Annotated in this window: 20 protein-coding genes; 9 read left to right on the forward strand and 11 right to left on the reverse strand. The window is 72.9% G+C overall.

Annotation, left to right across the window (positions count from 1 at the left end):
• The first annotated feature begins 105 nt into the window (after nt 1–105).
• The 5 genes from ABZT47_RS10415 (at nt 106) to ABZT47_RS10435 (ending at nt 9,299) form a co-directional block, all read left to right on the forward strand.
• Nucleotides 106–5,571: a hypothetical protein gene (locus ABZT47_RS10415; RefSeq protein ID WP_354838462.1), complete on the forward strand. Its 5,466-nt coding sequence runs from the start codon at nt 106–108 to the stop codon at nt 5,569–5,571.
• Between the two features lie 126 nt (nt 5,572–5,697).
• A complete protein-coding gene (locus tag ABZT47_RS10420; RefSeq protein ID WP_354838465.1) occupies nt 5,698–6,672 on the forward strand; it encodes a glycosyltransferase in 975 nt (324 codons plus the stop codon).
• Nucleotides 6,669–7,571, forward strand: a complete 903-nt coding sequence (locus ABZT47_RS10425) for a glycosyltransferase (RefSeq protein WP_354838468.1) — start codon at nt 6,669–6,671, stop codon at nt 7,569–7,571. Before ABZT47_RS10420 ends, ABZT47_RS10425 begins: the two co-directional genes overlap by 4 nt.
• Before the next feature lie 98 nt (nt 7,572–7,669).
• Nucleotides 7,670–8,152 carry an HIT family protein gene (locus ABZT47_RS10430; RefSeq protein ID WP_354838471.1) on the forward strand — a complete coding sequence of 161 codons (483 nt, stop codon included), beginning with the start codon at nt 7,670–7,672 and terminating at the stop codon, nt 8,150–8,152.
• Between the two features lie 181 nt (nt 8,153–8,333).
• Nucleotides 8,334–9,299 (forward strand): NAD(P)-dependent oxidoreductase, encoded by a 966-nt coding sequence (locus ABZT47_RS10435; protein ID WP_354838474.1) that lies wholly within the window; start codon nt 8,334–8,336, stop codon nt 9,297–9,299.
• A gap of 71 nt (nt 9,300–9,370) precedes the next feature.
• Here the strand turns inward: ABZT47_RS10435 and ABZT47_RS10440 are convergent, their stop codons facing one another.
• Nucleotides 9,371–10,387 carry a zinc-dependent alcohol dehydrogenase family protein gene (locus ABZT47_RS10440; protein ID WP_354838477.1) on the reverse strand — a complete coding sequence of 339 codons (1,017 nt, stop codon included), beginning with the start codon at nt 10,385–10,387 and terminating at the stop codon, nt 9,371–9,373.
• 158 nt (nt 10,388–10,545) lie between these two features.
• Here ABZT47_RS10440 and ABZT47_RS10445 point away from each other — a divergent pair, with 158 nt between their 5' ends.
• Nucleotides 10,546–11,019: a hemerythrin domain-containing protein gene (locus tag ABZT47_RS10445; protein ID WP_354838480.1), complete on the forward strand. Its 474-nt coding sequence runs from the start codon at nt 10,546–10,548 to the stop codon at nt 11,017–11,019.
• A 93-nt stretch (nt 11,020–11,112) separates the two neighbouring features.
• Here the strand turns inward: ABZT47_RS10445 and ABZT47_RS10450 are convergent, their stop codons facing one another.
• On the reverse strand, nt 11,113–12,033 hold the full coding sequence (locus ABZT47_RS10450) for an aldose 1-epimerase family protein (RefSeq protein ID WP_354838483.1): 921 nt from the start codon (nt 12,031–12,033) through the stop codon (nt 11,113–11,115).
• Between the two features lie 280 nt (nt 12,034–12,313).
• On the opposite strand from ABZT47_RS10450, the gene ABZT47_RS10455 reads away from it, so the two are divergent.
• Nucleotides 12,314–12,613, forward strand: coding sequence for a hypothetical protein (locus tag ABZT47_RS10455; protein ID WP_354838486.1), 300 nt, complete (start codon nt 12,314–12,316; stop codon nt 12,611–12,613).
• A 73-nt stretch (nt 12,614–12,686) separates the two neighbouring features.
• On the opposite strand, the gene ABZT47_RS10460 is transcribed toward ABZT47_RS10455, so the two are convergent.
• Nucleotides 12,687–14,663 carry a Xaa-Pro dipeptidyl-peptidase gene (locus ABZT47_RS10460; RefSeq protein WP_354838489.1) on the reverse strand — a complete coding sequence of 659 codons (1,977 nt, stop codon included), beginning with the start codon at nt 14,661–14,663 and terminating at the stop codon, nt 12,687–12,689.
• Nucleotides 14,664–14,966: 303 nt separating this feature from the next.
• Here ABZT47_RS10460 and recQ point away from each other — a divergent pair, with 303 nt between their 5' ends.
• On the forward strand, nt 14,967–16,805 hold the full coding sequence (gene recQ, locus ABZT47_RS10465; RefSeq protein ID WP_354838492.1) for a DNA helicase RecQ: 1,839 nt from the start codon (nt 14,967–14,969) through the stop codon (nt 16,803–16,805).
• Between the two features lie 111 nt (nt 16,806–16,916).
• Here recQ and ABZT47_RS10470 read toward each other — a convergent pair whose 3' ends face one another.
• From ABZT47_RS10470 to ABZT47_RS10500, 7 genes are all read right to left on the reverse strand, one after another.
• A complete protein-coding gene (locus ABZT47_RS10470) occupies nt 16,917–17,456 on the reverse strand; it encodes a hypothetical protein (protein WP_354838495.1) in 540 nt (179 codons plus the stop codon).
• A gap of 232 nt (nt 17,457–17,688) precedes the next feature.
• Entirely contained in the window at nt 17,689–18,681 is a 993-nt protein-coding gene (locus tag ABZT47_RS10475; RefSeq protein WP_354838498.1) for a sulfite exporter TauE/SafE family protein, read from the reverse strand.
• Nucleotides 18,682–18,764: 83 nt separating this feature from the next.
• Nucleotides 18,765–19,802, reverse strand: coding sequence for an alpha/beta hydrolase (locus ABZT47_RS10480; RefSeq protein ID WP_354838501.1), 1,038 nt, complete (start codon nt 19,800–19,802; stop codon nt 18,765–18,767).
• Between the two features lie 351 nt (nt 19,803–20,153).
• Complete coding sequence (locus ABZT47_RS10485; RefSeq protein WP_354838504.1) at nt 20,154–20,660, reverse strand: DinB family protein; 507 nt, start codon at nt 20,658–20,660, stop codon at nt 20,154–20,156.
• Between the two features lie 91 nt (nt 20,661–20,751).
• A complete protein-coding gene (locus ABZT47_RS10490) occupies nt 20,752–21,696 on the reverse strand; it encodes an ATP-dependent DNA ligase (protein ID WP_354838507.1) in 945 nt (314 codons plus the stop codon).
• A 33-nt stretch (nt 21,697–21,729) separates the two neighbouring features.
• Nucleotides 21,730–22,212, reverse strand: a complete 483-nt coding sequence (locus tag ABZT47_RS10495) for a protein-tyrosine phosphatase family protein (RefSeq protein WP_354838510.1) — start codon at nt 22,210–22,212, stop codon at nt 21,730–21,732.
• Between the two features lie 155 nt (nt 22,213–22,367).
• Nucleotides 22,368–23,330: a ScbA/BarX family gamma-butyrolactone biosynthesis protein gene (locus ABZT47_RS10500; protein ID WP_354838513.1), complete on the reverse strand. Its 963-nt coding sequence runs from the start codon at nt 23,328–23,330 to the stop codon at nt 22,368–22,370.
• Between the two features lie 93 nt (nt 23,331–23,423).
• Here ABZT47_RS10500 and ABZT47_RS10505 point away from each other — a divergent pair, with 93 nt between their 5' ends.
• Complete coding sequence (locus ABZT47_RS10505; protein WP_354838516.1) at nt 23,424–24,068, forward strand: ScbR family autoregulator-binding transcription factor; 645 nt, start codon at nt 23,424–23,426, stop codon at nt 24,066–24,068.
• On the opposite strand, the gene ABZT47_RS10510 is transcribed toward ABZT47_RS10505, so the two are convergent.
• Nucleotides 24,053–24,814, reverse strand: a complete 762-nt coding sequence (locus ABZT47_RS10510; protein ID WP_354838519.1) for a glucose 1-dehydrogenase — start codon at nt 24,812–24,814, stop codon at nt 24,053–24,055. The genes ABZT47_RS10505 and ABZT47_RS10510 overlap by 16 nt on opposite strands.
• Nucleotides 24,815–24,909 lie beyond the last annotated feature (95 nt).

Genomic DNA, 24,909 nt, shown 5'->3' on the forward strand with positions numbered 1-24,909 from the left:
ACCTTTCTGGGGATATTGAGAAATTTGACGACTGATGTCACCTTGTGATCGGCTCTTGCCTTCCGTCTTTCTTGCTGGCCGGTGTCCGGACAACGGGAGCCATCCATGCCGCGTCTCCAACGGCACGCGCTCGCGCGGATCGTGCTGTCCGCGTCCGTCGCCGGATCCCTGGTGATCACCACCGCTCCGGCCGCGCACGCCGCCCACTCGGCGTCCTCGGCGTCTCCAAGCTCCTCGGCGTCCCCCACGTTTTCCACGTCCGCCAGCCATTCCGCGTCCGCCAGGATCTCGGCGTCCGCCGCCACGACGCGCCCCAGCGGGACGGGCGGCGGGGCCGGCATGCGCAAGATCGTTCCGGTGCCGCCGATCGCCGTTCCTCCGGCCGCGAAGGCCGAGGTCCCTATGGGGCCGTCGCTCGCGGACCGTCCCATGCCGGTCCGGGCGGTCGGCCCGGCCGCACCGGAGGTCACCATCCCCGCCGGCCCGGCGCTGGCCGGCAGGCTGGCCGACGACGCGGCCACCCACCTGCGCGCCGAGGGCGTGTTGGGCGGCGACGGCGGCCCGTCCCCCGATCCGGACCGGTTGCTTCCCACGGCCGGCGACGCCGAACCGCTGAGCGTGTCCAAGGTCCCGGCCGGCGCCGTTAAGGCCATGGCGGCCAAGGTCCAGCGGTTGTCGGGCTTCGACCTGCCAGGGCTCCACCGGGCGCTTCCGGAGGGCGTCCCGCTCGTGACCTACCGGCTGTGCGCGCAGGCCGCGTCCCTGGCGGCTTCCTGCTCGGCGCCCCAGCCGCTGGCCAAGCCGGTCGCGGCGGACGTGACCGGCGACGGCGCCCCGGACATCGTCGCGAGCCTGGTCCCCACGCTCGACCGCGCGGACCTGGTCGGCAGGGCGAACGCGCTGGCGAGCGCTCAGCGCAGGCTGAGGGAACCGGTCGGCGGCACGGCCGGCTCCCTCCTCGGCGGCACGGGCAAGAGCGGCCCGAGCAAGAGCGGCTCAGGCAAAAGCGGCTCGCCGGGCGACGAAACCGAGCGCGATCGGCGGCGGGACGACCTGGCGGTGCGCGTGGCCGACGGGCTGGGCCTGGCGACGGCGCGACTGGGCACCGGTGCGGATCGTGACAAGGCGTTGAAGGCCCAGGTGTGGGCGCGGTTCGACATCCCCGCGGCGGCGTCGGGGGCCGGTGCCACGAGGCTCTCGATCGGCTTCGACGGATTCCGGCGCGGCACGTCGCTGTCCGCCCTCGACTGGGCGGTCTACCGGTTCAGGACGGGCGGCCAGGGCGGCGAGGTTGGTCAGGGCAGCCGGGGCGGCCAGGGCAGCCCGGGCGGTCAGGGCGGCGGGGGCGGTCAGGGCGGTCGGGGAAACCGGGGCGGCCAGGGCGTGGCCGAGGTCCAGGTGGACGTGCGGAGGTCCAGGCCTGGCGCCTCGATCGCGACCGTGGCCGGCGTCGCGGCCCTCTCCCAGGGCGGACGGCCGTCCGAGCCCGTGCTGGTGAGCCTCAGGCAGTCGCCGGTCCCCGAGAAACTGACCATCAGCGCGCGGTTCGACGCCGGCGAGGGCGAGGGCACGCTGAAAGCCGCCGTGTCCCGGCCCTCCACGCTGGACGCGCTGGTGCTGGACGCCAGAGACGCGGGACGGACGGGCGGCCGGTGCACGCAGGTGGTGCTGGACAAGGTCGCCTCGCAGGTCACCGCCGATCTGACCCATAGGGCGGCGGGCGGCGCCGCCGAGATCCGCTTCACCGGGCCCTCGCCGATGAACAGGGCGGAACTGCGCGACTACACCTACCGGGACGGCCGGCTGGACAGGATGATCTCGGGGACGATGACCGGCGTGCCGGCCGACTTCCGCGCCCGCTATGAGGCCGTGGACGGCAGATCCCAGGCGCTGACCATCGGAACGCCGCGCCCCGGAACGGCGCCGGCAAGCCCGGCGAGTCGGACGCCGTCCCCGACCCGGGCCGCGTCCGGGGTGGACGCACAGGCGCGGAAGCCTGTGGTCGGGCCGGCTGCGGGGGCTCGGGCTGCGGAGGTGGTGGTGTACGACCGGAAGGCGGCCGGAACGGTCTTCCGGGCGTCGCTGACCGGCCTCCCCGCCCTGATGCGGATTTTTTATGACATAGCGGGAAACCGCATAACGCACACCTCCAGCTCGCCGATCGGTGGCGTCGAGGTCCTCCTGCAACGCGACGGAGGCGCCGTCTCGGCCCCCGCGGGCGGCCACGTCACGGTCATCAAGGACGGCGGGCGGCTCGGCGTCTCGGTCAGGCTCACGGCGCTGGCCGGGTTCGAGCTGACCTACGGCGACCGGCCGCACGCCATGCTGGAACTCGCCTCCGCCGGACGGCCGTTCCTCGCCGCGGCGAGCATCGACGGCGCGCATCTGCTGCGGATGGAGATGTCCAACACCCCGCGCCGGGTCGAGGTGGACCTGGACCCGGCCGCCAGGAAGGCGCGATACCAGGCGAGCGGCGCGATCGGCAGGCTGCGCGCTGCGTACGCGGGCCCGGGACAAGGGCCCACCATCGACAGCAGCCTGTACGGCCTGCGGTCCACCGTCGAGGGCTCGTGGCGGCTCGGCGAGCGGCCCACCATGGAGGTCACGACGACCTCGGGCCTGAAGAAGGCCGAGGTCTATTACAACCGCGCCTACGTCACCCAGGCCGGCGGTCCGGCACAGGCCTCCGGCGGCCCCGCGGGCGCTGGGCGAGCCGGTACGACCCCGAGCGTGGGCGCCGGACGGGGCGGTGCGGGTCGGAGCAGCGGTGCGAGTCAGAGCGGTACGGGTCAGAGCGGGAGTGCTGGGAGTACCGGTTCGGGTCAGAGCGGGAGTGCCGGGGGGACCGGCACGGGTGAGAGTGAGGGTGCCGGGCAGAGGCGTGGCGGTGGGCGGGGCGGCGGGGACCGAGGGGATGACGTCTGGGTCGCCGTGGCCGGGGTGCACCGGCGGGTCGCCATGCTGGCCGATCTGGCCGGCGGACGCCTGAGCTGGACGGCCGACCGTCCCACCGCCTCCGTGTCGGCCTTCGCTCGCACCCGGTTCCAGGGACGCGACTTCCGCGTCGCGGCCGAGGTGCGGGACGTTCCTGCCCGCTTCGAAGCCGGTTGGGGCGGCGGAACCTACTACTTCCAGGGCCTGTCCGGGCCCGTCGGATCGGCGACGGTCGCGGTGGCCGACCACGACGGCGCGCGGGCGCCCCGGGGCCCGCATCTGGCCGTGCACTACGACCGCTCCACCGGTGACCTGGACGGCAGCGTCCGCGTGGACGGTCTGACCGGCGCCCGGTTCGGCGGTGGCGGCGGCGGCTTCAAGGCGTCTTTCCAGAGCGGTTCCCCGGCGGTTCGAAACGGTTCCCCGGCGCCTCGGAGTGGTTCACCGGTGGTCCGGGACGGTTCTCGGACGACTTCGAGTGGTTCCCCGGCGACCTCGAGTGGTTCTCCGGTGGTTCGGAGTGGTTCTCTGGCGGCTCGGGACGGTTCTCGGGCGACTTCGAGTGGTTCCCCGGCGGCTCGGAACGGTTCTCCGGCGGCTTCGAGTGGTTCACCGGCTGCTGGGAGTGGCTCCCCGGCGGCGGGTGGGGGCGCTGGGCGGGGGGTGGCGTTGGATGCGGACGTGCGGTTGGAAGGTGATCTGCGCTTCGGGGTGCTCGGGACGCTGGGGCCGGTCCCGGGTGACGTCGAGGTGTCGGCCGTCCCGGGCGGGCCGGTCACCTACAGCGCCGCCGGGCGCCGGATGGACCTGAAAGCGCAGGTGTGGCTGGGCAAGGCGGCGGCGATCGGCGCGATCCCCGAGGTGCCGGAGGTGGCGAGCGGCCTGTCCCTGGTCGACGGCGGCTGCGTTCCCGGCGCCGCGGGCTGCGCCGCCGACCAGGGCGCCTTCTGCCTGGGCGGACCGCCGGCCGCCGGTGGCACCGTCCAGAGTCCGGCGGCGGGGCCCGCGGGCAGGCGCTGTTTCGGCGTCCGCGGGTTCGTGCGGCTCAGGGGCCTGCCCGCGAAGGCGACCGTGGACCTGGCCCGGAAGACCTTCTCCTTCTCCGGGTACCGCCCTTCGGACCGACGGCTCGCGGTCTACCTGGCGAGCAAGGTGGTCGCCCCGGTGCCTATCAGGGCGTACGCGACGCTGGACGGGCTGCCGCGGGAGGTCACCGGCATGTCGGTCGGCCCGTTCGAGACCGGGCTCGGCAAGGACGCGGACGGCCGGAACGCGAACGTGATCAGGGTGAACTACCGGGTGGAACCGGCCGCGACGCTCACCTCGTTGCGCGCGGCGGTGGAGGCCGATACCGGAACGTCGTACGGCGTCGTGCGGGCGCTGGCCGTGGTGGATCCGGTCCCGGCGGCGGTCGCGATCGACGGCGCGTACGGGCGGAAGACTCATCTCCGGGTCCAGAACTCCGCCCCCGTGAAGCGACTGGAGGCCAAGGTCACCGTCGTCCCGCCCGGGGCGCAGGCCGGAGGTGCGGTCGTCCCGTCCGGGGGGCAGGCCAGAGGTGCTGTTGTCCCGCCTGGGGTGGAAGCCAGGGGTGCCGTCGTCCCGCCCGGGGCGCAGGCCGGAGGTGTGGTCGTCCCGACAGGGGTGGGGGTGCGGCCGGTGTCGGGGGTGGTGCGGTTCACGGATGTGCCGGCCGCGTTCACCGTCGACGGCGGGGATGCGGGGGACGGCGGGCTGCGCGTGCCGGGCTTGTCCTACCGGGCGGACGGCGGGGCCAACACGCTGGACGGGCTGTTCGCCGTCGAGGGCGGGCTGGTCGGGAGGGTGTACCGGCCGGCGCAGGGGGAGGTGCTGGGCGCCTCGTTCGCGGTGCGCGATCTGGCCTCCGAGGCGACTATCCGAATAAATCCTGATCTGTCGGTCGAGCTGACGTCCAAGCCGGTGCCGACCCGGCTGCTGGAGGTCCACGCGGGCCTGTCGGTGAGCCCGGTCGCGCGGCAGCGGATCAGCGTGCGCAAGGACATCCCCTACACCAGCGGCTTCCTCGCCTTCCAGATGCGGGGCGGGTTCGGGCTGGGTCGCAGCGTGATCCGTGACGTCTCGCTGGGCGTCCACGGCGTGTCGTGGCTGAGGATCCGGCCCGGCAGGGTCCCCTTCGGGATCGACGCGCCCGCCGAGCTGGGGTACGTGTCGCCCGGCTTCGAGGGGAACTATGACCACCTGGACCTGCGGGCGCACGGGGTGGATCTGCGTCCCGACGTGCGGCTGAAGGTCCGCGTCGCCCGTGGGATCGGCAGGGACGCCTTCTCCGACACCGTCAGGCTGGGCCGGGCGACCTCGCTCTTGTTCCGCCGCTACGACCAGCGGACCCGGCCGATCAGCGCCGAACAGGCGCTCAAGGTGGGGTCGACGCCGATCGCGTGCCTGTCGATCGGCACCAGGCCCGGCCTGGCCGCCGCCCGCCGGGCGAACGCGATCACGCTGCGCGGCGCGGACGGGCCGCAGGTGGTCAGCCTGCTCGACGCGGGCGGCCAGGCGCAGGGGTACGTCCTTGACCTGCTGTCGCAGTTCATGTCCCCCTTCGACGGCGCGGGCTGGGAGGTCTCGCGCCTGACCCCCGGCCGCTGCCGCCGCTGACGTCCCAAGCGCCCAGGCCGGTGGTGGCGGGGGATGGCGTGGTCGTGGAGAGGCTGTGGGTTTGTGGGCCTTGCGGCCGGTTATGGGTCGCGACGAGAGGTTTCCACGCATCAGGGGGTGAGGGCCGTGACGACGACGTCCGAGGAGGACCTCGGCGCCGGCTCCGTGCCGGTGACCGTGGTGATCGCCACCAGGAACCGCCGGGAGGAGCTCCTGCGCACGCTGGAGCGCCTGCGCGCCCTGCCGGAACGTCCCCCGGTGATCGTGGTGGACAACGGCTCCTCCGACGGCGCCGCCGAGCGGGTCCGCGCGGCCTTCCCCGAGGCCGAGGTGATCCGGCTGCACCACAACCTCGGCGCGCCCGCCAGGAACATCGGCGTGCTGGCCGCCCGCACGCCCTACGTCGCCTTCAGCGACGACGACTCCTGGTGGGAGCCCGGCGCGCTGCGACTGGCTGCCGAGACCTTCGACGCCCACCCCCGCCTCGGCCTGATCGCGGCGAGCATGCTGGTGGGTCCGGAACGCGCGCCCGACCCGATCAACGCCATGCTGGCGGCCACGCCGTTGCGCGGCGGCCCGGACCAGCCGGGGCCGCCGGCGCTGGGCTTCCTCGCCTGCGGGTCGGTCGTGCGCCGCCAGGCGTTCCTGCAGGCCGGGGGGTTCAGCCCCGTGCTGTTCTTCCCCGGTGAGGAGCAACTGCTCGCCTACGACCTGGCGGCGCTCGGCTGGGACCGGTGCCACGTGCCGGACGTCGTCGCCGTCCACGAGCCGTCGCCTCTGCGCGAGCCGGCGGCGGGCCGGCGCCGGGTGCAGGCGCGCAACGCCCTGCTGACCGTCTGGCTGCGTCGTCCGGCGGGAGTCGTGCTGCGCGAGACCGCGCGCCTGGCCGCGCGTGCGCCGCGCGACCCGGCCTGCGGACAGGCCCTGCTGTCCGCCCTGCTCCGGTTGCCCCTCGTGATCGCCGGGCGGCGGCGCCTGCCCGCCCACGTCGAGGCCGCCGCACGGCTGCTGGAGTCCGGCGCCCGCCCCGCCGAGCGGCAGGCCGGGCACACCGCCGCGCCCGGAGGGAGGGATGTCCCGGGCGTCGGGGTCCCTTCATGACCCCCGGGGACGGGCGGGTCACGGTCGTGGTGATCACCATGGACCGTCGGGAGGAGTTGGTGCGCACGCTGGGGCACATGACGGCGCTGCCCGAGCGTCCTGGCGTGATCGTCGTGGACAACGGCTCGCGTGACGGGAGCGCGGACGCGGTCGCGCGGGACTTCCCAGGGGTGCGGCTGATCCGCAGCCCGCACAACCTCGGGGCCGTCGCCCGTAACGTGGCGGTGCAGGAGGTCATGACGCCATACGTGGCCTTCTGCGATGACGACACCTGGTGGGAGCCGGGCGCACTGCCCAGGGCCGCCGACCTGCTGGACGCCCATCCTCGGCTGGCGTCGGTCACCGGCCGCATCCTGGTGGAGCCGTCGCTGCGGGAAGACCCGATCACGCCTGAACTGCGCTACTCGCCGGTCCCCGGTCCGCCGTGGCTGCCCGGCCCGGCGCTGCTGAGCATCCTCGCCGGGGCGTCCATGCTGCGGGTGACCGCGTTCCGCGAGGCCGGGGGGTTCTCGCCGAGGCTGTGGCTGGGCGGGGAGGAGGAACTGCTCAGCCTCGACCTGGCGGCCCGCGGGTGGTGGCTGTGCTGGGCGGAGGACGTCGTCGTGCACCACGCCGCCTCCACCGTCCGCGACCGCAGGCAGCGGCGCAGGCTCGGCATCCGCAACACCCTGTGGACCGCCTGGCTGCGGCGCCCCGCGTTCGACGCGCTGCGCCGCACGGTGGCCGTCCTGCGGTCGATCCCCAAGGACCGGGCGAGCGTCTCGGCCGTGGGCGCGGCGCTGGCCGGGCTGCCGTGGGTGCTGAGGGAACGGCGGGTCGTGCCGATGGACGTGGAGCGGGGGCTGCGCCTGCTGGAGGAGCCGCAGCGCACCTCGGTCGCCCGCCGCTACGTCGACTGACGGAGATCATCGGGGTGCCCGCGGGCCGGGCCGGGGGAGCTCGGGTGCTCATGGCACCCCGGTGGAGGGCTCGTTCGGGCGCGGAGGAACATACAGATATGGACGTATCACTCGATCCGTGCGCTTACTGCGACATTCTCGCGGGACGGGCCGAGGCGAGCCTGGTCTTCCAGGACGAGACCGCGATCGTCGTCATGGACGGCAACCCGGTGAACCCGGGACATGCCCTGGTGGTGTCGCGCGTCCACGCCGGCGGGCTGGAGGACCTCGACGAGGAGATCGGCGCGCACATGTGGCGCCTGGCCCAGCGGGTGGCGCGGGGTCTGCGCCGCTCCGGGCTGCGATGCGAGGGCGTCAACATCTTCGTGGCCGACGGCGAGGTCGCGCTGCAAGATGTGTTCCACGCCCACATCCACGTGTTCCCGCGCTTCGAGGGCGACAACGTCGTGGTGGACGCCGACTGCGAGCCGCGAGACCGCCGGCTGCTGCTCAAGGAGGCCTGGGCGCTCCAGGAGGCGATGAAGCCCCTCGTCGCGGCGCCCTCGGCGGAGATGTTCCCGCACCACGCGCCGACACTGTGAGACGGCGGAACCTCGGATCGTTTGACGGTGGATCTTCCCACTGGGCCGATGACCGTGGAACTCATGAGGGATTCCGCATACACGCCGGTGCCGTGACCCACGCCCGCGAGCCGTGAGCCACCCCCTCCCGCCGGGCCCGCCGGAAGGCGCCCGCGACAATGGAGGCGAGGGGGGATCGCGCATGCGCGTGGCCGTGCTGGGGATGGGCAACATGGGCAGGGCCGTGGCCGCGAGGCTGCTGGCCCAGGGTTACCACGTCACCGTCTGGAACCGGACGCCGGGGCGCGCGGCCGAGGTGGTCGAGTCCGGAGCGGTCGAGGCGTCCTCCCCCCGGCAGGCCGCGAGGGACGCCGAGGCCGTGCTGATGTCGCTCACCGACGAGCGGGCCGCCCTGGAGGTGATGTCCGCCCTGACCGGCCCCGGCGACGGGCCCCCGGCGCAGGACACCCGCGACCCCGGTTCCCCTCGTTCCAGCGGTTCTGACGGTTCCCGTGCGTCCGGCGGTGCAAGCGGCTCTGACGGGTCGGACGGGTCCAGGGTCGTGGTCGACATGAGCACCGTCTCGCCGGAGGCCTCGCGCCGCCTGCGTGAGCTGGCGCCCGGACGGCGCTTCCTCGCCGCGCCGATCCTCGGGGCGCCGCAGGCGGTGCTGAGCGGGTCGGCCGCCGGGCTGGTCGGCGGCGACCGCGCGCTCGCCGAGCGCCTGGAGCCCATCTGGTCACGGCTGTTCTCCGCGCACTGGTACTGCGGCGCCGACCCTGGGGAGGCCTCGGCGTTCAAGCTGCTCAACAACTACCTGCTGATGGCCGGGATCGCGGTGCTCGGCGAGGTGGTCGCGACGGCCGAGGCCGCCGGCCTGGACAGGACGCTGCTGCGCGAGGTCCTGCGCAGCTGGCCCACCGTGGCGCCGGGGCTGCACAACCGGCTCGACGACCTCATCGCCGGGCGCCACGAGGGATGGTTCGCCACCTCGCTCGGCGCCAAGGACGTGCGGCTGCTCACCGAGGTCGCCGAGTCCAACGGCGTCTCGCCGCCGATCGCCCGGCTGGTGCAACGGCGGTACGAGGAGGCGGCGTCCGAGGGGTGGCGGGACGCCGACATCACCGCCGTCGTCGAACTGCTCCGCCGCCGCCCCTCACCCCCCTGACGCCAGGAACGTCCCCCCGCCGCCGCCCCGCACCCCGCCAGGAACCTCCGTCCGCCGGGACGGCGTGGGCCTCAGCCGGGCAGGCGCAGGACGGCGGCGCCGGTGACGCGGTCGGCAGCGAGGTCGGCGAGAGCCTGGTCGGCGCGGTCGAAGTCGTAGGGGACCGTGGTGACGCGCAGCGGATGGCGGGTGGCCAGCTTGAGGAACGCGCGGCCGTCCTCGCGGGTGTTGGCGGTCACGCTGCGCAGCGTCCGCTCGTAGAACAGGTGCTCCTCGTAGGTGAGCGAGGGGATGTCGGTGAGGTGGATGCCGGCCACGGCGAGCGTGCCGCCCATGTCGAGCGCCTTCAGGGCCACCGGGACCAGGTCTCCGACCGGCGCGAACAGGATCGCGGCGTCCAGCGGCTCGGGCGGGGCGTCGTACGCCCCGCCCGCCGAGGCCGCGCCGAGCTCCAGCGCGAGTTCCTGGGCGCGCCGCGAGCGGGTCAGCACGTGCACCGCCGCGCCCTGCGCGATCGCCACCTGCGCGACCAGGTGCGCCGAGGCGCCGAAGCCGTAGACGCCGAGACGCCCGCCCGGCGGGAGATCGGCGCGGGCCAGGGCGCGGTAGCCGATGATGCCGGCGCAGAGCAGTGGGGCGAGCCGCTCGGCGGGCAGGTCCTCGGGCAGCTCGTAGACGTAGTCCTCCAGTGCGGTGACGTACTGGGCGTACCCGCCGTTGACGTCCCAGCCGGTGTAGCTCGCGTTCGGGCACAGGTTCTCCGAGCCGCGCAGGCAGTAGCGGCACTCGCCGCAGGTGGAGTGCAGCCAGGCGACTCCGACCCGGGTGCCGGTCGCCGGCCGCCGCACGCCGGCGCCCTGGGCGACGACCCGGCCCACGACCTCGTGCCCGGGCACGGTGTCCGGGCGTTTCGGCGGCAGGTCGCCCTCGGCGAGGTGCAGGTCGGTACGGCAGACGGCGCAGACCTCGACCTCCACCAGCACCTCGCCCGGGGCCGGGGCGGGGATGGGCAGCCGCACGCGTTCCAGCGGCCCGCTGGACATGGGCCCGGGTCGGCGCACCACCCAGGCGTTCATCGTCTCGGCCATGCCTCCATGGTCACACGCCGGAGGCGGGAAGGACCGCCACGACTGGTGAAGGCGCGATGACGCTTGGTGTCGGTGCGATCTCCTGCCTGCGGGTTTAAATCTCTCTCAGGAGGAAGCGAGGTAACCAGGACCACACGAGTCAGAGGGGAAGACCGTCGATGGACGCCATCGTGCTGTTGAAGGACGACCACAAGACCGTCGAGAAGCTGTTCAAGGAGTTCGAGAAGGCGGGCGAGAAGGCCTACAAGGAGAAGCAGCGGATCGTCGAGCAGGTCATCCGCGAGCTCACGACGCACGCCTACATCGAGGAGGAGATCTTCTACCCGACGGCCCGTCAGGACGTCCCCGACACCGCCGAGCACGTGCTGGAGAGCGTCGAGGAGCACCACGTCGTGGTCTGGATGCTGTCGGAGCTGCGCGACCTCGACCCGCAGGACGAACGGTACGACGCCAAGATGACGGTCCTGATGGAGAACGTCCGCCACCACGTGGAGGAAGAGGAGCAGGAGTGGTTCCCGCAGGTGCGGGAGGCCATGGGCCGCAACAAGCTCCAGGAGCTCGGCGAGCGGATGGAGAAGGCCAAGGCCGACGCCCCGGACAACCCCCTCGCGCTGATCAGCGCCCGCAAGTAGGCCGATCGCCGGCCGCCGGGGCCGGGCCGTGGAGCCCGGCGCCCGGCGGGGCCGGCGAGGTGCTCGGGGTGTCCGGCCGGGCCGGAGGCGGCCTCAGCGCCGGAACGGGGTGATGCCCCAGTGGTGGGCGACGCTCTCGCCGGGGGCGAGGCGGATGAGGTCCTCGCCGGTGCGGAAGGCGTTGGGCGGGCAGCTCATCGGCTCCACGGCCAGGCCGCCGCGCCGATGCTCCCCGGACAGGGAGTCGCCGGTGAAGAGCTGGAGCCATTCGACCCCCTCGCCGCCCCACAGCTCCACGCCGCGCGTGCCGTCGGCGGTGGCGAGCCGCGCCCGGACGCGCCCGTCGGCGTCGCGGGTCAGGCTGGTGAACGGGGTGTCCAGGGACAGCTCGCCGATCGGGCGGGCGGCGCGGAAGTCGTACGGGGTGCCCTCCACCGGGCGCCTGCCGACCGGGATCTTGCGTTCGTCCACGGCGACCCACTCGGCGGCGGGGAGCGTGAGCACGGCCCCGTCGAGCGGCTCGCCGACCGTCAGGTAGGGGTGGGCGCCGAAGCCGTACGGCGCGGGGGCGTCCCCGAGGTTGACCGCCCCGATCTCGACCGCCAGGCCCGAGCCGTCCAGGGTGTAGGCGACCGAAAGGTCGAGGATGTGCGGATAGCCGGTCTGCGGGAACAGCCGCAGGCCCAGCGTGATGGACGCCTCGTCGCGCGTGAGCACCCGCCAGGGCAGCGTGCGGGTGAAGCCGTGCGCCGCGTTGCCCAACTTCGGCTCGGTCAACGCGAGCTGTCGTTCCTGGCCGTCGAAGGTGTAGCGCCCGTCCTCGACACGGTTCGGCCAGGGCAGCAGGGGCACCCCCGCCGACCCGGGCGGGGTCCGGTGCTCGGAGTAGCCCATGACGAGCGGCCGGCCGTCGTGCGTGAGGGAGCGCAGGCCCGCTCCGACCTCGGTGACGACGGCGCGCAGGCCGCCGGCCTCGATGGTGTGCTGCTCTCCGGTGGGCGCGATCGTCGTCACCCGCCAATTCAACACCATGGTGCTCAGGGGTGACGGGCGGACCCGCGGCCGATAGGCGCCACCTGGACTTCTATCGCGGCCGGCCATGGTGCTATCGCGGCGGGGCCCGGCCGTAGGGGGACGCGGCGGCGACAGTGTGGGGCGCCGGTGGGGTCTCCGGGCGCGGAGGGCGGTGTTTGTCTTAAATAAGGCATTTCGGTGGGGCGAAGGCCTTCCAGCGCAGTACGGAGCCGACGCCCACCGGCCGTCCCGGCACTGCGGGGTGTGTGGAAGGACGTACATGGACGCGATCACCATTCGGGAGGCGACCGGCGGCACGACCTCCGAGGCCCGCGACGAGCGGGCCAAGCTGCTGCGGTTGCACGAGTCACTGACCGCCCTCGGCGTGGACGCCGAACTGCGCGAGCAGATGCCCGCGCTGCTGGTCCACCGCCCCGACGTGGGGCTGCCCCTGTGGGTCTTCGTCGGGTACGGGGGCGCGTACTACTCCTGGCAGTCGGCAGAGAAGCGCCACCCCGTCCGCGACGTCGCCGGCGCCGCGCTCGCCTTGACCGACTACATCACCGGCAGGACCTTCTGACCCCGCTCCCGCGCCGCCGGGCGCGGGAGCGGAGCCCCCGGCGAGGGCGGGAGCGCCCTTGCCGGGGTGGAGATCAGAACAGGTCGCGCGAGGGCCGGGGCAGCACGACGTCCTTGGGCCCGCGCCACTGTCCCTCGGCAGGAGCCGGGGCGAATTCCATGGTCGTCGCCGGGGCGGAGTCCTGGCCCGCCGGGGGCGCGGCCAGCGGCAGCCGGATCCGGCTGCCGGACAGGTCGACGGTCACCGTCGCCGGGGCCGGGTCCGCCGGGTCCGTCATGGTCTCGCTCGCGTCGCTCCCGGCAAGGACGACCGCGAGGCGGTGGCCCGCCTTGACGACGGAGTCGGCCGGCAGCGTGTCCCAGGTCAGCCGGTACTCCTTGCCGGGCGTCAGATCCTGCGAGGTCGTGAGAGAGCGGCGGTTGCGGGCGTCGAGCCAGCCGCGGGCCACGATCTCCAGCGGCAGGCGCGTGGTGACGGTCTCGGTCCGCCGGTAGCAGGCGTCGTCGTCGGCCGTGCTCTCGCCGTGACAGCTCTCGTCTGCCAGCGTCCTGACGCCGCCGCCGGAGTTGTAGAAGTCCAGCCGCTCGTCCTCGCCGTAGTCGACCACCAGGGCGGTCAGGTTCACCCCCGGGCGGTCCACCTTGGCGCGGATGTCCATCTGCGGGGTGCCGGAGATCCGTACGGCCCGCTTCAGCGGCGGGGTGAGGAACACCAGCCGGTTCGGGGAGGCGGCCGTCGGGTCGGAGACCATCTGGTCCTCGGTCTGCCACGGGTCGTCGGTGAAGCTCGCGGTCGTGCCCCCGCGCGCGGGCAGCGGTCCGAGGCTTCCCTGCGCGTCCTGGCCGGGGCGCGGCCACAGCGGCAGGTCCAGCGAGCGGGCCGGCCAGTCGGCCTGCCTCACCCACTGCGCGGGCGCCACCTGCACGTCCGCCCTGGGCTGTCGCAGGACGCCGGTGTCGATGCCGTGGAGCCACTGGTCGAACCAGGCGTGCAGCGTGTCGACCCACTCTTCGCGCCGGTAGTCGAACGGGTCGACGTGCCCGTACTGCGACAGCCACAGCTTGCGCGGCACGCCGCGCCGGGCGAGGGCCTCCCAGTAGGTGCTGAAGTTGTCGGTCTTGACGTTGGTGTCGCCGAGCCCGTGCACGGCGAACACGCTGGCCCGCACCTTGCTCACGTCGGCCAGGCTGCCCTTGAGGTAGTCGCGCTCGGCCCAGAAGGCGTTGTAGTTCCCCGTCGCGTCCTCCTGGCCCTCGTGCAGGCGTTGCCGCATGGCGGCGCACTTGGCCGGCGGGTCGGAGTCGATGGTCTCCGCGAGCCACGGCATGTAGTCCTCGGTGTAGAGCACCCCGTTCATGCGGGTGTAGCGGTACCAGCTGCTGATCGCCGAGATGGGGACGATGGTCGAGAGCCCCTGGACGCCGGTGCCCGCCACCGCGATGGGCAGCGTCCCGTCGTAGGACTTGCCGACCATGCCCACCTTGCCGGTGGCCCAGCTCGCCGTGGCCGGGCTGCCGTCGGGGTTGTAGCCCTTGGCCCGGCCGTTCAGCCAGTCGATGACGGCCTTGCCCGCCGCGATGTCGGCGGCGGCGCCCACGTCCGGGCAGCCGTCGGACCTGGTGGTGCCGAGCATGTCCACCAGCAGGACGGCGTACCCGCGCGGCACGAAGTAGTTGTCGTAGAACAGCGGGAACTTGACCGGCAGGCCGGAGGCGTCGTACCCCTTGTGCTCGGCCTCGTTGCCGCGTCCCACGGTGTCGTAGTACGGGCTCTCGTCCATGATGACCGGGACCTTCAGGCCCTGCTCGGTCTCCCTGGGCCGGACGAGGTCCACGGCGGCCAGGTCGTTCCTGCCGTCCCCGTCGCTGTCGACCGGGGTCTCCACCCTGATGTGCTCGCGGACGGCGTCGGCGTAGGAGAAGACGGGCTGGGTGCGGCCGTCGACGACGCTGATGCGGGGCACGGCGTGGGCGGCGGCGACGCCGCCGGTCGTGGCGGTCAGCGCCAGGGAGATGCCGATGGCGCCGAGCAATCTGGACGATCGCCGCAAGGTGTACCTCCGGGGGGATGCGCGCCGATCATGCGCAGATCACTGTTACCTCAGTTGACAAAAGATGTAAATACCGTCCTATATCTGGATCAGCGGCCGTTATAGGGAAACCGGCCCCCACCGGCCGGGCGCTCCTCCGAAGAAACAGGCCGGGGTCGGGGCGTCCACGCACGGCGAACTCGGCGGTCGCCCAAGGAGCTCGGGCGCGAGCGGTCGTCCACAGGCAGAGCATGGTCCTGGACGGTCGTCCACAAGGAGGGCCGTTCGCCTTCGGGGGGTGTGGGCGGCTCATAGAATGACGCGATGACCTCCCTCGACGATGGCCTCCAGGCGTCGGACGCCTTGCGGGTGCTCGGCCGCGTGTTCGGCTACGCGTCGTTCCGCGAGGGTCAGCAAGAGATCATCGACCACGTCGTCGCCGGTCACGACGCGCTGGTGCTCATGCCCACCGGTGGCGGCAAGTCGCTGTGCTACCAGATCCCCGCGCTGGTGCGCGAGGGCACGGGCATCGTCGTCTCGCCGCTGATCGCCCTCATGCAAGATCAGGTCCACGCCCTGACGGCGCTCGGCGTGCGGGCGGGCTTCCTCAACTCCACGCAGGACATCGACGAGCGCCGCCAGGTCGAGACCGCCTTCCTCGCCGGCGAGCTCGACCTGCTCTACCTCGCCCCCGAGCGGCTGCGGGTGGACGCCACGCTGCGGCTGCTCGACCGCGGCGCCATCTCCCTGTTCGCCATCGACGAGGCCCACTGCGTCGCCCAGTGGGGGCACGACTTCCGGCCCGACTACCTCGCGCTGTCCATGCTGCACGAACGCTGGCCCGACGTGCCGCGCATCGCCCTCACCGCGACCGCCACCCCGGCCACCCACGCCGAGATCGCCGCGCGGCTCAACCTGCGCGACGCCCGCCACTTCGTCGCGAGCTTCGACCGGCCGAACATCCAGTACCGCATCGTCCCCAAGAGCGACCCCAAGCGGCAGCTCCTCTCGTTCCTGCGCACCGAGCACGCCGGCGACGCCGGCATCGTCTACTGCCTGTCGCGGGCCTCGGTCGACAAGACCGCCGAGTTCCTGGTCGCCAACGGCATCGCCGCCCTGCCCTACCACGCGGGCCTCGACGCGCGCACCCGCGCCGTCAACCAGTCGCGGTTCCTGCGCGAGGACGGCCTGGTCATGGTCGCCACCATCGCCTTCGGCATGGGCATCGACAAGCCGGACGTCCGCTTCGTCGCCCACCTCGACCTGCCCAAGTCCGTCGAGGGCTACTACCAGGAGACCGGCCGCGCCGGGCGCGACGGCCTGCCCTCCACCGCCTGGCTCGCCTACGGGCTCCAGGACGTCGTCCAGCAGCGCAAGATGATCGACACCTCAGAGGGGGACGACGCCCACCGCCGCCGCCTCGCCGCCCACCTCGACGCCATGCTGGCCCTGTGCGAGACGGTCGAGTGCCGCCGCGCCCGCCTGCTCGAGTACTTCGGCCAGCAGGGCGTCCCCTGCGGCAACTGCGACACCTGCCTGACCCCGCCGCAGTCCTGGGACGGCACCATCGCCGCGCAGAAGCTCCTGTCCACCGTCGTGCGCCTGGCGCGCGAGCGGCGGCAGAAGTTCGGCGCCGGCCAGATCATCGACATCCTCCTCGGGCGGACGACCCCCAAGGTCGTCCAGCACGGGCACGATTCGCTGAGCGTGTTCGGGGTCGGCACCGAGCTCGGCGAGTCCGAGTGGCGGGCCGTGGTGCGTCAGCTGCTGGCCCAGGGGCTCCTCGCGGTCGAGGGCGACTACGGCACCCTGGTGCTGACCGAGGCGAGCGGCGAGGTGCTGGGCCGCCGTCGCGAGGTGCCGATGCGCCGTGACCCCGAGCGCCCCGCCCGCGCCGCGGCGAAGGCCGCCAAGACCGCCAAGGGCGCCCCCTCCGACCTCCCCGAGGAGGCCGTGCCGGTCTTCGAGCGGCTGCGCGCCTGGCGCGCGGCCACCGCCAAGGAGCAGGGCGTGCCCGCCTACGTCATCTTCCACGACGCCACCCTGCGCGAGATCGCCACCATGATGCCCACCTCGCTGGACGAGCTGGGCAAGGTGAGCGGCGTCGGCGAGAACAAACTCGCCAAGTACGGCCAAGGCGTCCTGGACACTCTCGCCGCCTAGCGTCAGCCGCCGGTGACTCATCCGATGCCGTACCGCTGTACGGGTTCACCCGGGCCAGCCGAAGCCCCCGCCGCGTCGCGCGACGGGGGCTCGGCGTGGGGGCCGGGGCGGTCAGACGATCTTCGTCCAGCTGCGGCCGATGAGGTCGTCTCTGGTCAGCTCTTCGACGTGGTCGCGGACGCTGCCGCCGCCGAGGCTCACCGGGGCCCAGTAGTGGTTGGCCCTGAACTTGCCGCCGTACCTGGTGGAGATCCAGACGTTGAACGACATGGTGATCCTGCTGTGGTTGAGCGAGCGCACCAGGCAGTAGATCTCGTAGTTCCCGGCCGAATTCCGTTTGCGGGTTCCGCAGGAGGCGCCGCCCGGTTTTGTCACAAAACGCACCTTTGACACGACGCCGTGCGGCAGGTCGGTGCGCAGGACGAGCGCGTCGTTGTTTATTTGGTTCGGATTGGTGACTTTGAAGGTATAGCGAGCGGGCCAGCCCCGCCGTATCGCCTTGGGGTAGGAGACGGTGACCCGGGACCTGAGCTGCGAGACCGTCTCCGTGGCCGACGACGCGGAGGTGGCGCTGGTGGCGGCCTGGGCGCTTTGCGGCGCCAGCAGGAATACACCGGCGGCGAACGCGACGGGCAGGAGAAGTTTGCGCATGAATGCTACTCCAAGGGGGGACGTCGAAACGCTGTGCACCGTGTACAACGAGCATGAGTTGCCGAGGTTCCCCGGGCGCGGCACTTTTTTCCGGTGATTTCGCCGGGCCTGGTCGCACGGCCGCAGGACCGCCCGCGAGGCCCGTTACGACCGCCCGCGAGACCCGTTACGACCGCTCGCGAGGCCCGTTACGACCGCTCGCGAGGCCCGTTACGACCGCTCGCGAGGCCCGTTACAGGTCGGCCGGCGGCCGGCCGGTCTCGGCCGGCGTGGCGGCGCCACGCGCCCAGGGCAGCGCGGGCAGCCCGTGCCGGGTGCGCAGGAACATCCAGAACACCGGCGCGGCGACCAGCACGCCGACGAGCACCCAGACGGTCGCCGTGGTCGAGACGTCGAACATCTTCAGCGCCGAGGCGAGCAGCACGAACGCCAGCGCGCGGCGGATCAGCCCGCCCGGCGCCCGCGAGGAGATGCGCGAGCCGATGTACACGCCCGGGATCGAGCCGGCCAGCAGCGCGACGGTGACCGAGAGCTGGAAGTCGCCGAAGATCAGGTGCCCGATCGCCGCCGACATGACCAGGGGGACGGCCTGCACCAGGTCGGTGCCGACGAGTTGGTTGGCCTTGAGCGCCGGGTATACGGCGAGCAGTGCCACGATGATCAGCGAGCCGGAGCCGACCGAGGTCATGCCGACCACGAGCCCGCCGATGACGCCGATCACGACGGTCGGCAGGGGACGCACCGGGACGGCGGCGGGCGGGGCGGTGGCGGCCGGCTCGCCCGGCTCGGCGGTGCGCCGTCCGGTGGCCGCGGTCCTGCGCTCGGCGTTGTCGCGCATGGCCAGGTAGCCCCGCACGGCCAGGCCGGTGGCGGCGATCAGCAGCGCGACGCCCAGCGCCTTCTGGATCACCTTCTGCACGTCCTCGCCGTCGCCGAGCGCCCGGGCGATCAGCACGCCGCAGAACGCGGCCGGGACCGAGCCTGCGCACAGCCAGCCCACCATCCTGAGATGGACGGTGCCCCTGCGGAGGTGGACCAGGCTGCCGACGGGCTTCATCACCGCCGCGGCGACCAGGTCGCTGGAGACGGCGGCCAGCGGGGGGACGCCGAAGAAGGTGACGAGCATGGGTGTCATGAGTGCGCCGCCGCCCATGCCGGTCAGGCCGACGACGATGGCGACGAGGAACGAGCCGATCGCCATGGTGAAGTCGAAATCCACCCGCATACCCTACCAAAACCATCGGAATATGGCCTTATGTAAAACGGCGATGTGCCCGGCGCCGTAAGGGGCCGGGCACATCCAGGGGATCAGCGGACGCAGCCGGCCAGTTCCGCCCGGTCCGGCGTGGTGGCGGTGGCGCCGAAGAACAGCTTGGCGCAGTCGGTCAGGAAGGGCGCGTTCTCCTCGGGGATGTAGTGCCCGGCATCGGGGACCACCACCGGCCGCACGTCGTCGGCGACCTGGGAGAAGGAGGCGCCGACGCCGGGGCCGAATGAGAACTCCCCGCCCATCGCCAGCACCGGCATGGGCAGCCGCGTGCTCGCGTTCGCCTTGTTGTTCTCGGCGTCCGCCGGGAACGCCCGGTAGTACTCGTACCCGGCGCTGCGCCGCGCCGGGTCGGCGTAGGCGGCGTAGTAGGTCTCGCGGTCGATCAGCTCAGGGTGCTTGCTGAACTGGAACATCATGCCGAGGTAGGTCGGGACGTCGTCGTTGTCCATGATCGTCTCGGGAATGGGCTTCGGCGACATGTTGAAGCGGAAGTGCCAGCTGATCCCGTAGAGGTCCTCCAGGCCGAAGCCCGCCAGGGGCGTCTCCAGCACGGCCAGGCGGGTCACCTCGCCGGGGAAGTCGCGAGCGTACGGGTAGGCGATCAGCGCGCCGAAGTCGTGCCCGACGAGCTGCACCTGGGTGAAGCCGAGCCGGTTGACGGCCTGCCGCACCCGCCGCGCGGCGGCGGCCTTGTCGAAGCCGCCGGTGGGGATGGAGGAGGCTCCGAGGCCCGGCAGGTCGATGGCGATCACCGTGTGGTCGCGCGCGAGCTCGGGCATGACCTTGCGCCACATCCACCAGGTCTCCGGCCAGCCGTGGATGAACACCAGGGCCGGGCCGGACCCGCCCCGCACGTAGTGGACGAAGCCTCCGTCGACGGCCACCCGGCCGTGGACGAAGCCGGGGGCGAAGCGGGCCGGCCCCTCGGTCGGCTCGGTCGCGGCGCGGTCGGCGCCGGCGGCCGTGGTGAACAGCCCCATGACCAGGACGAGGAGCGCGCCGACCGCGCCCGCCCGTAACCTTCCGCGACCCCGGCGCCGTGCCGGCGTATGCGCGGTGTTCTCCTGCGACGACATGTGTTGCCCTTCTATCGGGGAGCCGCGGACCGTTCCAGAGCCCGAGAAGGCGGCACGGTCGCGGCGGTCGGATCATCGATCAGCGTATGGCGGCCCATGTCTCGGTGTCCGTGGCCGCGCGGCGCCGGATGAAGCTTTCACGATCCCGGGCCCCGCCGTCTTCTTCCAACGTGCTCAACCCGCTGGTGGTCGCGCCGGAAAGCCCCCCTGTGAAACCGGCCGACGGCGCGCGGCCCCGCGCCCGGCCCGGCGCCGCCCGCTCGTGGTCCCTCGGTTTCCGGGCGTCACCGCCCGCTCGTGGTGCCTCGTGTCCGGGCGTCGCCGCCCGCTCATCGGCCCCCGCGGGCGGGCTCAGGCGCCGACGGTGCCGTCGACGCCCTCGCGGATGAGGTCGGCGTGCCCGTTGTGCCTGCCGTACTCCAGCAGCACGTGGAGCATGACCAGGCGCAGCGACACGTCCTGCTCCCACCGGGCGGCGTGGGCGGTGACCTCCAGGGACGGAGCCCTCAGCTCGATGCGGCGCGCGTGCTCGACCTCCGCCTGCCAGGCCGCGAACGCCTGCGACCGGGTGGCCCCGCTCGCGTCGTAGGCGACCTGGTAGTCGCCCTCGTCCGACCAGACCAGCGGGACGTCCTCGCCGCCCATCACCCGGCGGAACCACGCGCGCTCGACCTCGGCCATGTGCCGCACCAGCCCGAGCAGCGACAGCGTGGAGGGCGGCATGGAGCGACGGCGCAGCTCCTCGTCGGACAGGCCGTCGCACTTCATGGCGAGCGTCGCGCGCTGGTAGTCGAGGAAGCCGCGCAACATCGCGCGCTCGTCCCCGATCACGGGCGGGGGGATCCGTTCGGTGGTCATTGGCGCCATGTCCCTTTCTGTGTCGGATCGCGAGGATCGCGAGGATACTGCGCGACACGAGGGATCCGGCGGGGGGAGCGGACGTCGCGCGTCACTCGCCGCGGCGGGCGCGGGCGCGGCGCTTGCCCTCGTGCATGGCCTGGACCCGGGCCACCGGGATGGTGTGCCCCTGCTCGACCAGGTCGTCCGGCAGCCGCTGGGGCGGGGGCATCAGCTCGGCCCAGGGGTCGCCGTCGCCGAGCAGTCGCGCCGCGGTGTGGACGGTGAAGTCGGCCGGCGACACGCGGGGCAGGTCCTCCCACGCCACGGGGAAGGAGACCGGCGCGCCCGGCCGCACGCGCGGGCTGTAGGCGGCCACCACCGTCGCCCCGCCGGCCCGCGTGGAGTCGAGGAACACCTTGCCCTCGCGGTCCTCGCGGATGAACGCCGTCGTGGCGAGCGCGGGGTCGACGCGCTCGGCCCGCGCGGCCAGCGCCCGGGTCGCTGCGGCGAGGTCCTCCATCGCGACGCCCTCGGCCACCGGGACGAAGATGTGCAGCCCCTTGGCCCCGCTGGTCTTGACCGCGCCCGCCAGCCCGGCCTCGTCCAGCGCCTGCCGGACGAGCCGGGCGGCCTGAACGGCGAGCGGGAAGGCGTTGTCCTCCGGAGGGTCCAGGTCGAGCACCAGGTGGGTGGCGTGGTCGCCGCGCACCAGCGCCGGGTGGTACTCCACCGCCCGCTGGTTGGCGAACCACAGCAGCGTCCGCCGGTCGTCGCACAGCGCGTAGGACACCTGCCGGTGGGAGCTCTCCGCCCACACCGACACCGTGCGCACCCAGGACGGGGTGTACTTCGGGACGTTCTTCTGCATGAACGGCGCCTGCCCGGGCCGCACGCGGAGCACCGACAGCGGGCGGTCGCGCAGCACGGGCAGTATGCGGTCGCGGACCGCGTCGAGATAGTCGACCAGATCGCGCTTGGTCGCGTTCGCCCCGTCGAACAGCGGCCCGCCGAGATTGGTCAGCGGCACCCCGTCCCGCGTCTCATCGCTGGTCATCCGCCCTACGATGCCCCGCCCCCGGCCGCCGGGTCAACCATCGCCGGCGGGCGGGCCGTCCTGCGGATCGGCCGGGGGCTCGCCGGCGAACCAGGCGACCCAGCGCCGCTGCCAGGGCGTCTCGACCGCCCTCGGGTGGTGGTGCTCGCGGACCCACGCGACCGCCTCGTCGGGCCCGAGCCCCGCGAGCGTGGCCAGGCAGGCGATGACCGTGCCGGTGCGGCCGACGCCTCCGCCGCAGGCGACCTCCACCGGCGAGCCCGAACGGGCGTGGGCGTGCAGGCGGATGACGGCACGCGCGGCGGCGTGCCGGTCCACCGGCAGCAGGAAGTCGGGCCAGCGGATCCATTCGTGCGGCCAGGCCAGGGCGTCCTGGTGGCGGCGCTGGAGACGCGCCGAGCCCAGGTAGAGCCCGTAGCCGGGCACCGGCCCGTCGGGCAGGGGCCGCCGCAGGCCGCGACCGCGGACCCGGACGCCGTCGGGCAACTCGATCGCACCGGAGAGCGTTTCCGCCATACGAAGATTGTCGCGCACCGCCTGACCTGTCCGTCCCGCCCGTCCCGTGACGGGCGGGCGACACGCCCTTCCGGTCCGCCGCCCGCCCGCGTCCCCCCAGCCCGGTTCGTCGCCTGGCGTGCCGGGCATCGAGCCCCCCGGCCGACCCGGCGGGCCTAGGCGGTCACGGCCCTGGAGGGGATCGGGCCGGCGTAGACCAGGCCGGCGGCGGCGACCTCGCCGTCCTGCTCGACGGAGACCCGGACGGGCACCTCGCCGCCGCTCGCCTCCCCCTCCACGCGGGCGCGGACGACGGCGGCGCCCCACAGCTCCACGTACCGGGTGAAGGTGGCGTACATCTTGACGGGGGCGAGCGGCAGCGGGTGGGTGAGGGCGAGCGTCGCCTGCCGCATGGCCTCCATGAGGGCCATGCCGGGGATGTGGTCGAGGCTGTGGTCGAACAGCACCGGATGCGCGGGGTCCACCCGCAGCGGCCAGGCTCCCTCCTCGGGCGTGCGGTCGAGGGGCACGCCGAGGACGACGTCGAAGGGCCGGTCGCGGCCGACCAGGCGCGGGTCGACCGGGTCGGCGAGCGGCCGGTCGCGCGCGGGCCGCCCGGCCAGGCTCGGTGCGCGGAGCCGGTCGTGGGCCGCCCGGGACACGCAGTCGAAGCTGCCCTCGCCCATGCCGACCAGCCGCCCGTCCCGGTAGAAGTCGACGTGCCCGCGCAGCCCGGCGAGGGTGCGTCCCCGGTGGCGCACCTGGCTGCGGGTGAAGCGGAGCGTCAGGTCGGTGGGGCCGGTGCCGACGGCCAGGCCGGCGAGGTTGACCTCGTAGGACAGGTCCCACATGAGGAAGCGGCGGTCGAGCGGGCAGTCCAGTTGCGCGTGGCTCACCACGAGCCCCGCCTGGCGGATGGTCTCGGCGGCCAGCAGCGGGTCGTGGCATCCCCCGGCCGGTCCGTAGAAGCCGTGGGCCCTGGGCCACTGGGCCGCGACCACGGAGGTCTTCTCGTCGAGGGCCCGCCAACCGGTGATCATCACCTCGGACACCGCGCTCCGATGGACCAACTGCCGAGGGACGGTCTGCTCAAAAAGTGCTGGATCGGCGGATAAATCCAGCACATCGGGTGTAGCCATGGGGTACCACCTCTCTAGAGCTGCTGCCCTCGAGGGGGTCGAGGGCGTAGAATACCGACCGACCGGTTTTTTTTAGGAGGAAGCACTTCCGCGATGGCGAAACAGGCACGGGCGCGGGCCACCAGACAGCGCATCCTCGAAGGCGCGGCCGAGGTGTTCGAGGAGTGCGGCTACGCGGCGACGACGATGGCCGAGATCCTCCAGCGCTGCGGAGTCACCAAAGGCGCGCTCTACTTCCATTTCGCCTCCAAGGAGGAACTGGCCAGGGCGATCCTGGCCGCCGACGAGACCCTCCTTTCCACGCTGGTGTCCGGCGAGTCGGCGGCCCTGCAGGTGCTCATCGACGCCTGTCACGGCTTCGCCCGCGACCTGCTGGACAACGTCATCTCACGGGCGAGCGTGCGCCTGGCCATCGAGCACGGCACGTTCTCCGGAGGTGACTTCACCACCCACGTCATGTGGCAGGACGGCGCGCGCGACCTGCTGCTGAAGGCCCGTGAAGAGGGCGACCTGCGGCCGGAGGTCGACGTGGACGCCGCCGCCGCCACCGTGGTCGCCGCCTTCACCGGCGCCCAGATCGTCTCGCAGGCCGTGACGCGCCGCCGCGACCTGCACGAGCGGCTCACCGACTTCTGGCGCCTGATGCTGCCGGGCATCGTGCCGCCCGACCGGCTCTCCCGGTTCGATCCCGCAGGGGCCGCCTCCACCGGCCCCGTGCCGGACTACACCAGGGTGTAACCGCCGTCCACCGGCAGCGTCGCGCCCGTCACGAAGGACGCGCGGTCGCTGGCGAGCCAGGCGGCCGCCTCGGCCACCTCCTCGGGTTCGGCGGTCCTGCCCTGCGGGGTCGCCGCCCGCAGCAGCTCCTCCATCTCCGGCCGCAGGGCGAACCAGGCGTCGATCATCTCCGACCTGGTCGTCCCCGGCGCGATCGCGTTGACCCTGATGCGCTGCCCCGCGTACTCGGCGGCGGCGGCCTTGGTGAGCCCGATGACCGCGTGCTTGGCGGTGACGTACGGCGCCCCCACCGGCGTGGCGACCAGGCCCCCGACGCTGCTGGTGTTGACGATGGAGCCGCCGCCGTTGACCAGCATCTGGCTGATCTGCCGGCGCATGCAGTGCCAGACCCCGCGGAGGTTGACGTCGATGACGGCGTCGAACACCGCGTCGTCGAGCAGGTGCATCGGGGAACGCTCCACGCCGAGCCCCGCGTTGTTGAAGCCGATGTCGAGCCGTCCGTACTCGCGGACGGCCGTGGAGACGGCCCGGTCGACGTCCTCGGGGCGGGTCACGTCGGCCACCGCGTAGACGGCCTCGAAACCCTTTCCCCGTAATTCGTCCACCAGGTCGCCCAATTCGCGTTCTCGCCGTGCGACGAGAACGACGGCGGCGCCTTCGCGGGTGAATACCCGCGCGGCCGCCGCGCCGATTCCACTGCTGGCCCCGGTTATCAGAGCCACCTTGCCCGATAAAATATCCGACATGTACACATTGTCGCTGTGATCTCTGTCGGCTGACAATATGTTCCGCGTTTAAAGTATGTGAATTCTAAAGATCGACCGGCTGATTGTGATATGGC

This window comes from Sphaerisporangium sp. NPDC005289 (assembly GCF_040607455.1).
In the GTDB taxonomy this organism is placed as follows: Bacteria; Actinomycetota; Actinomycetes; order Streptosporangiales; family Streptosporangiaceae; genus Sphaerisporangium; species Sphaerisporangium rhizosphaerae.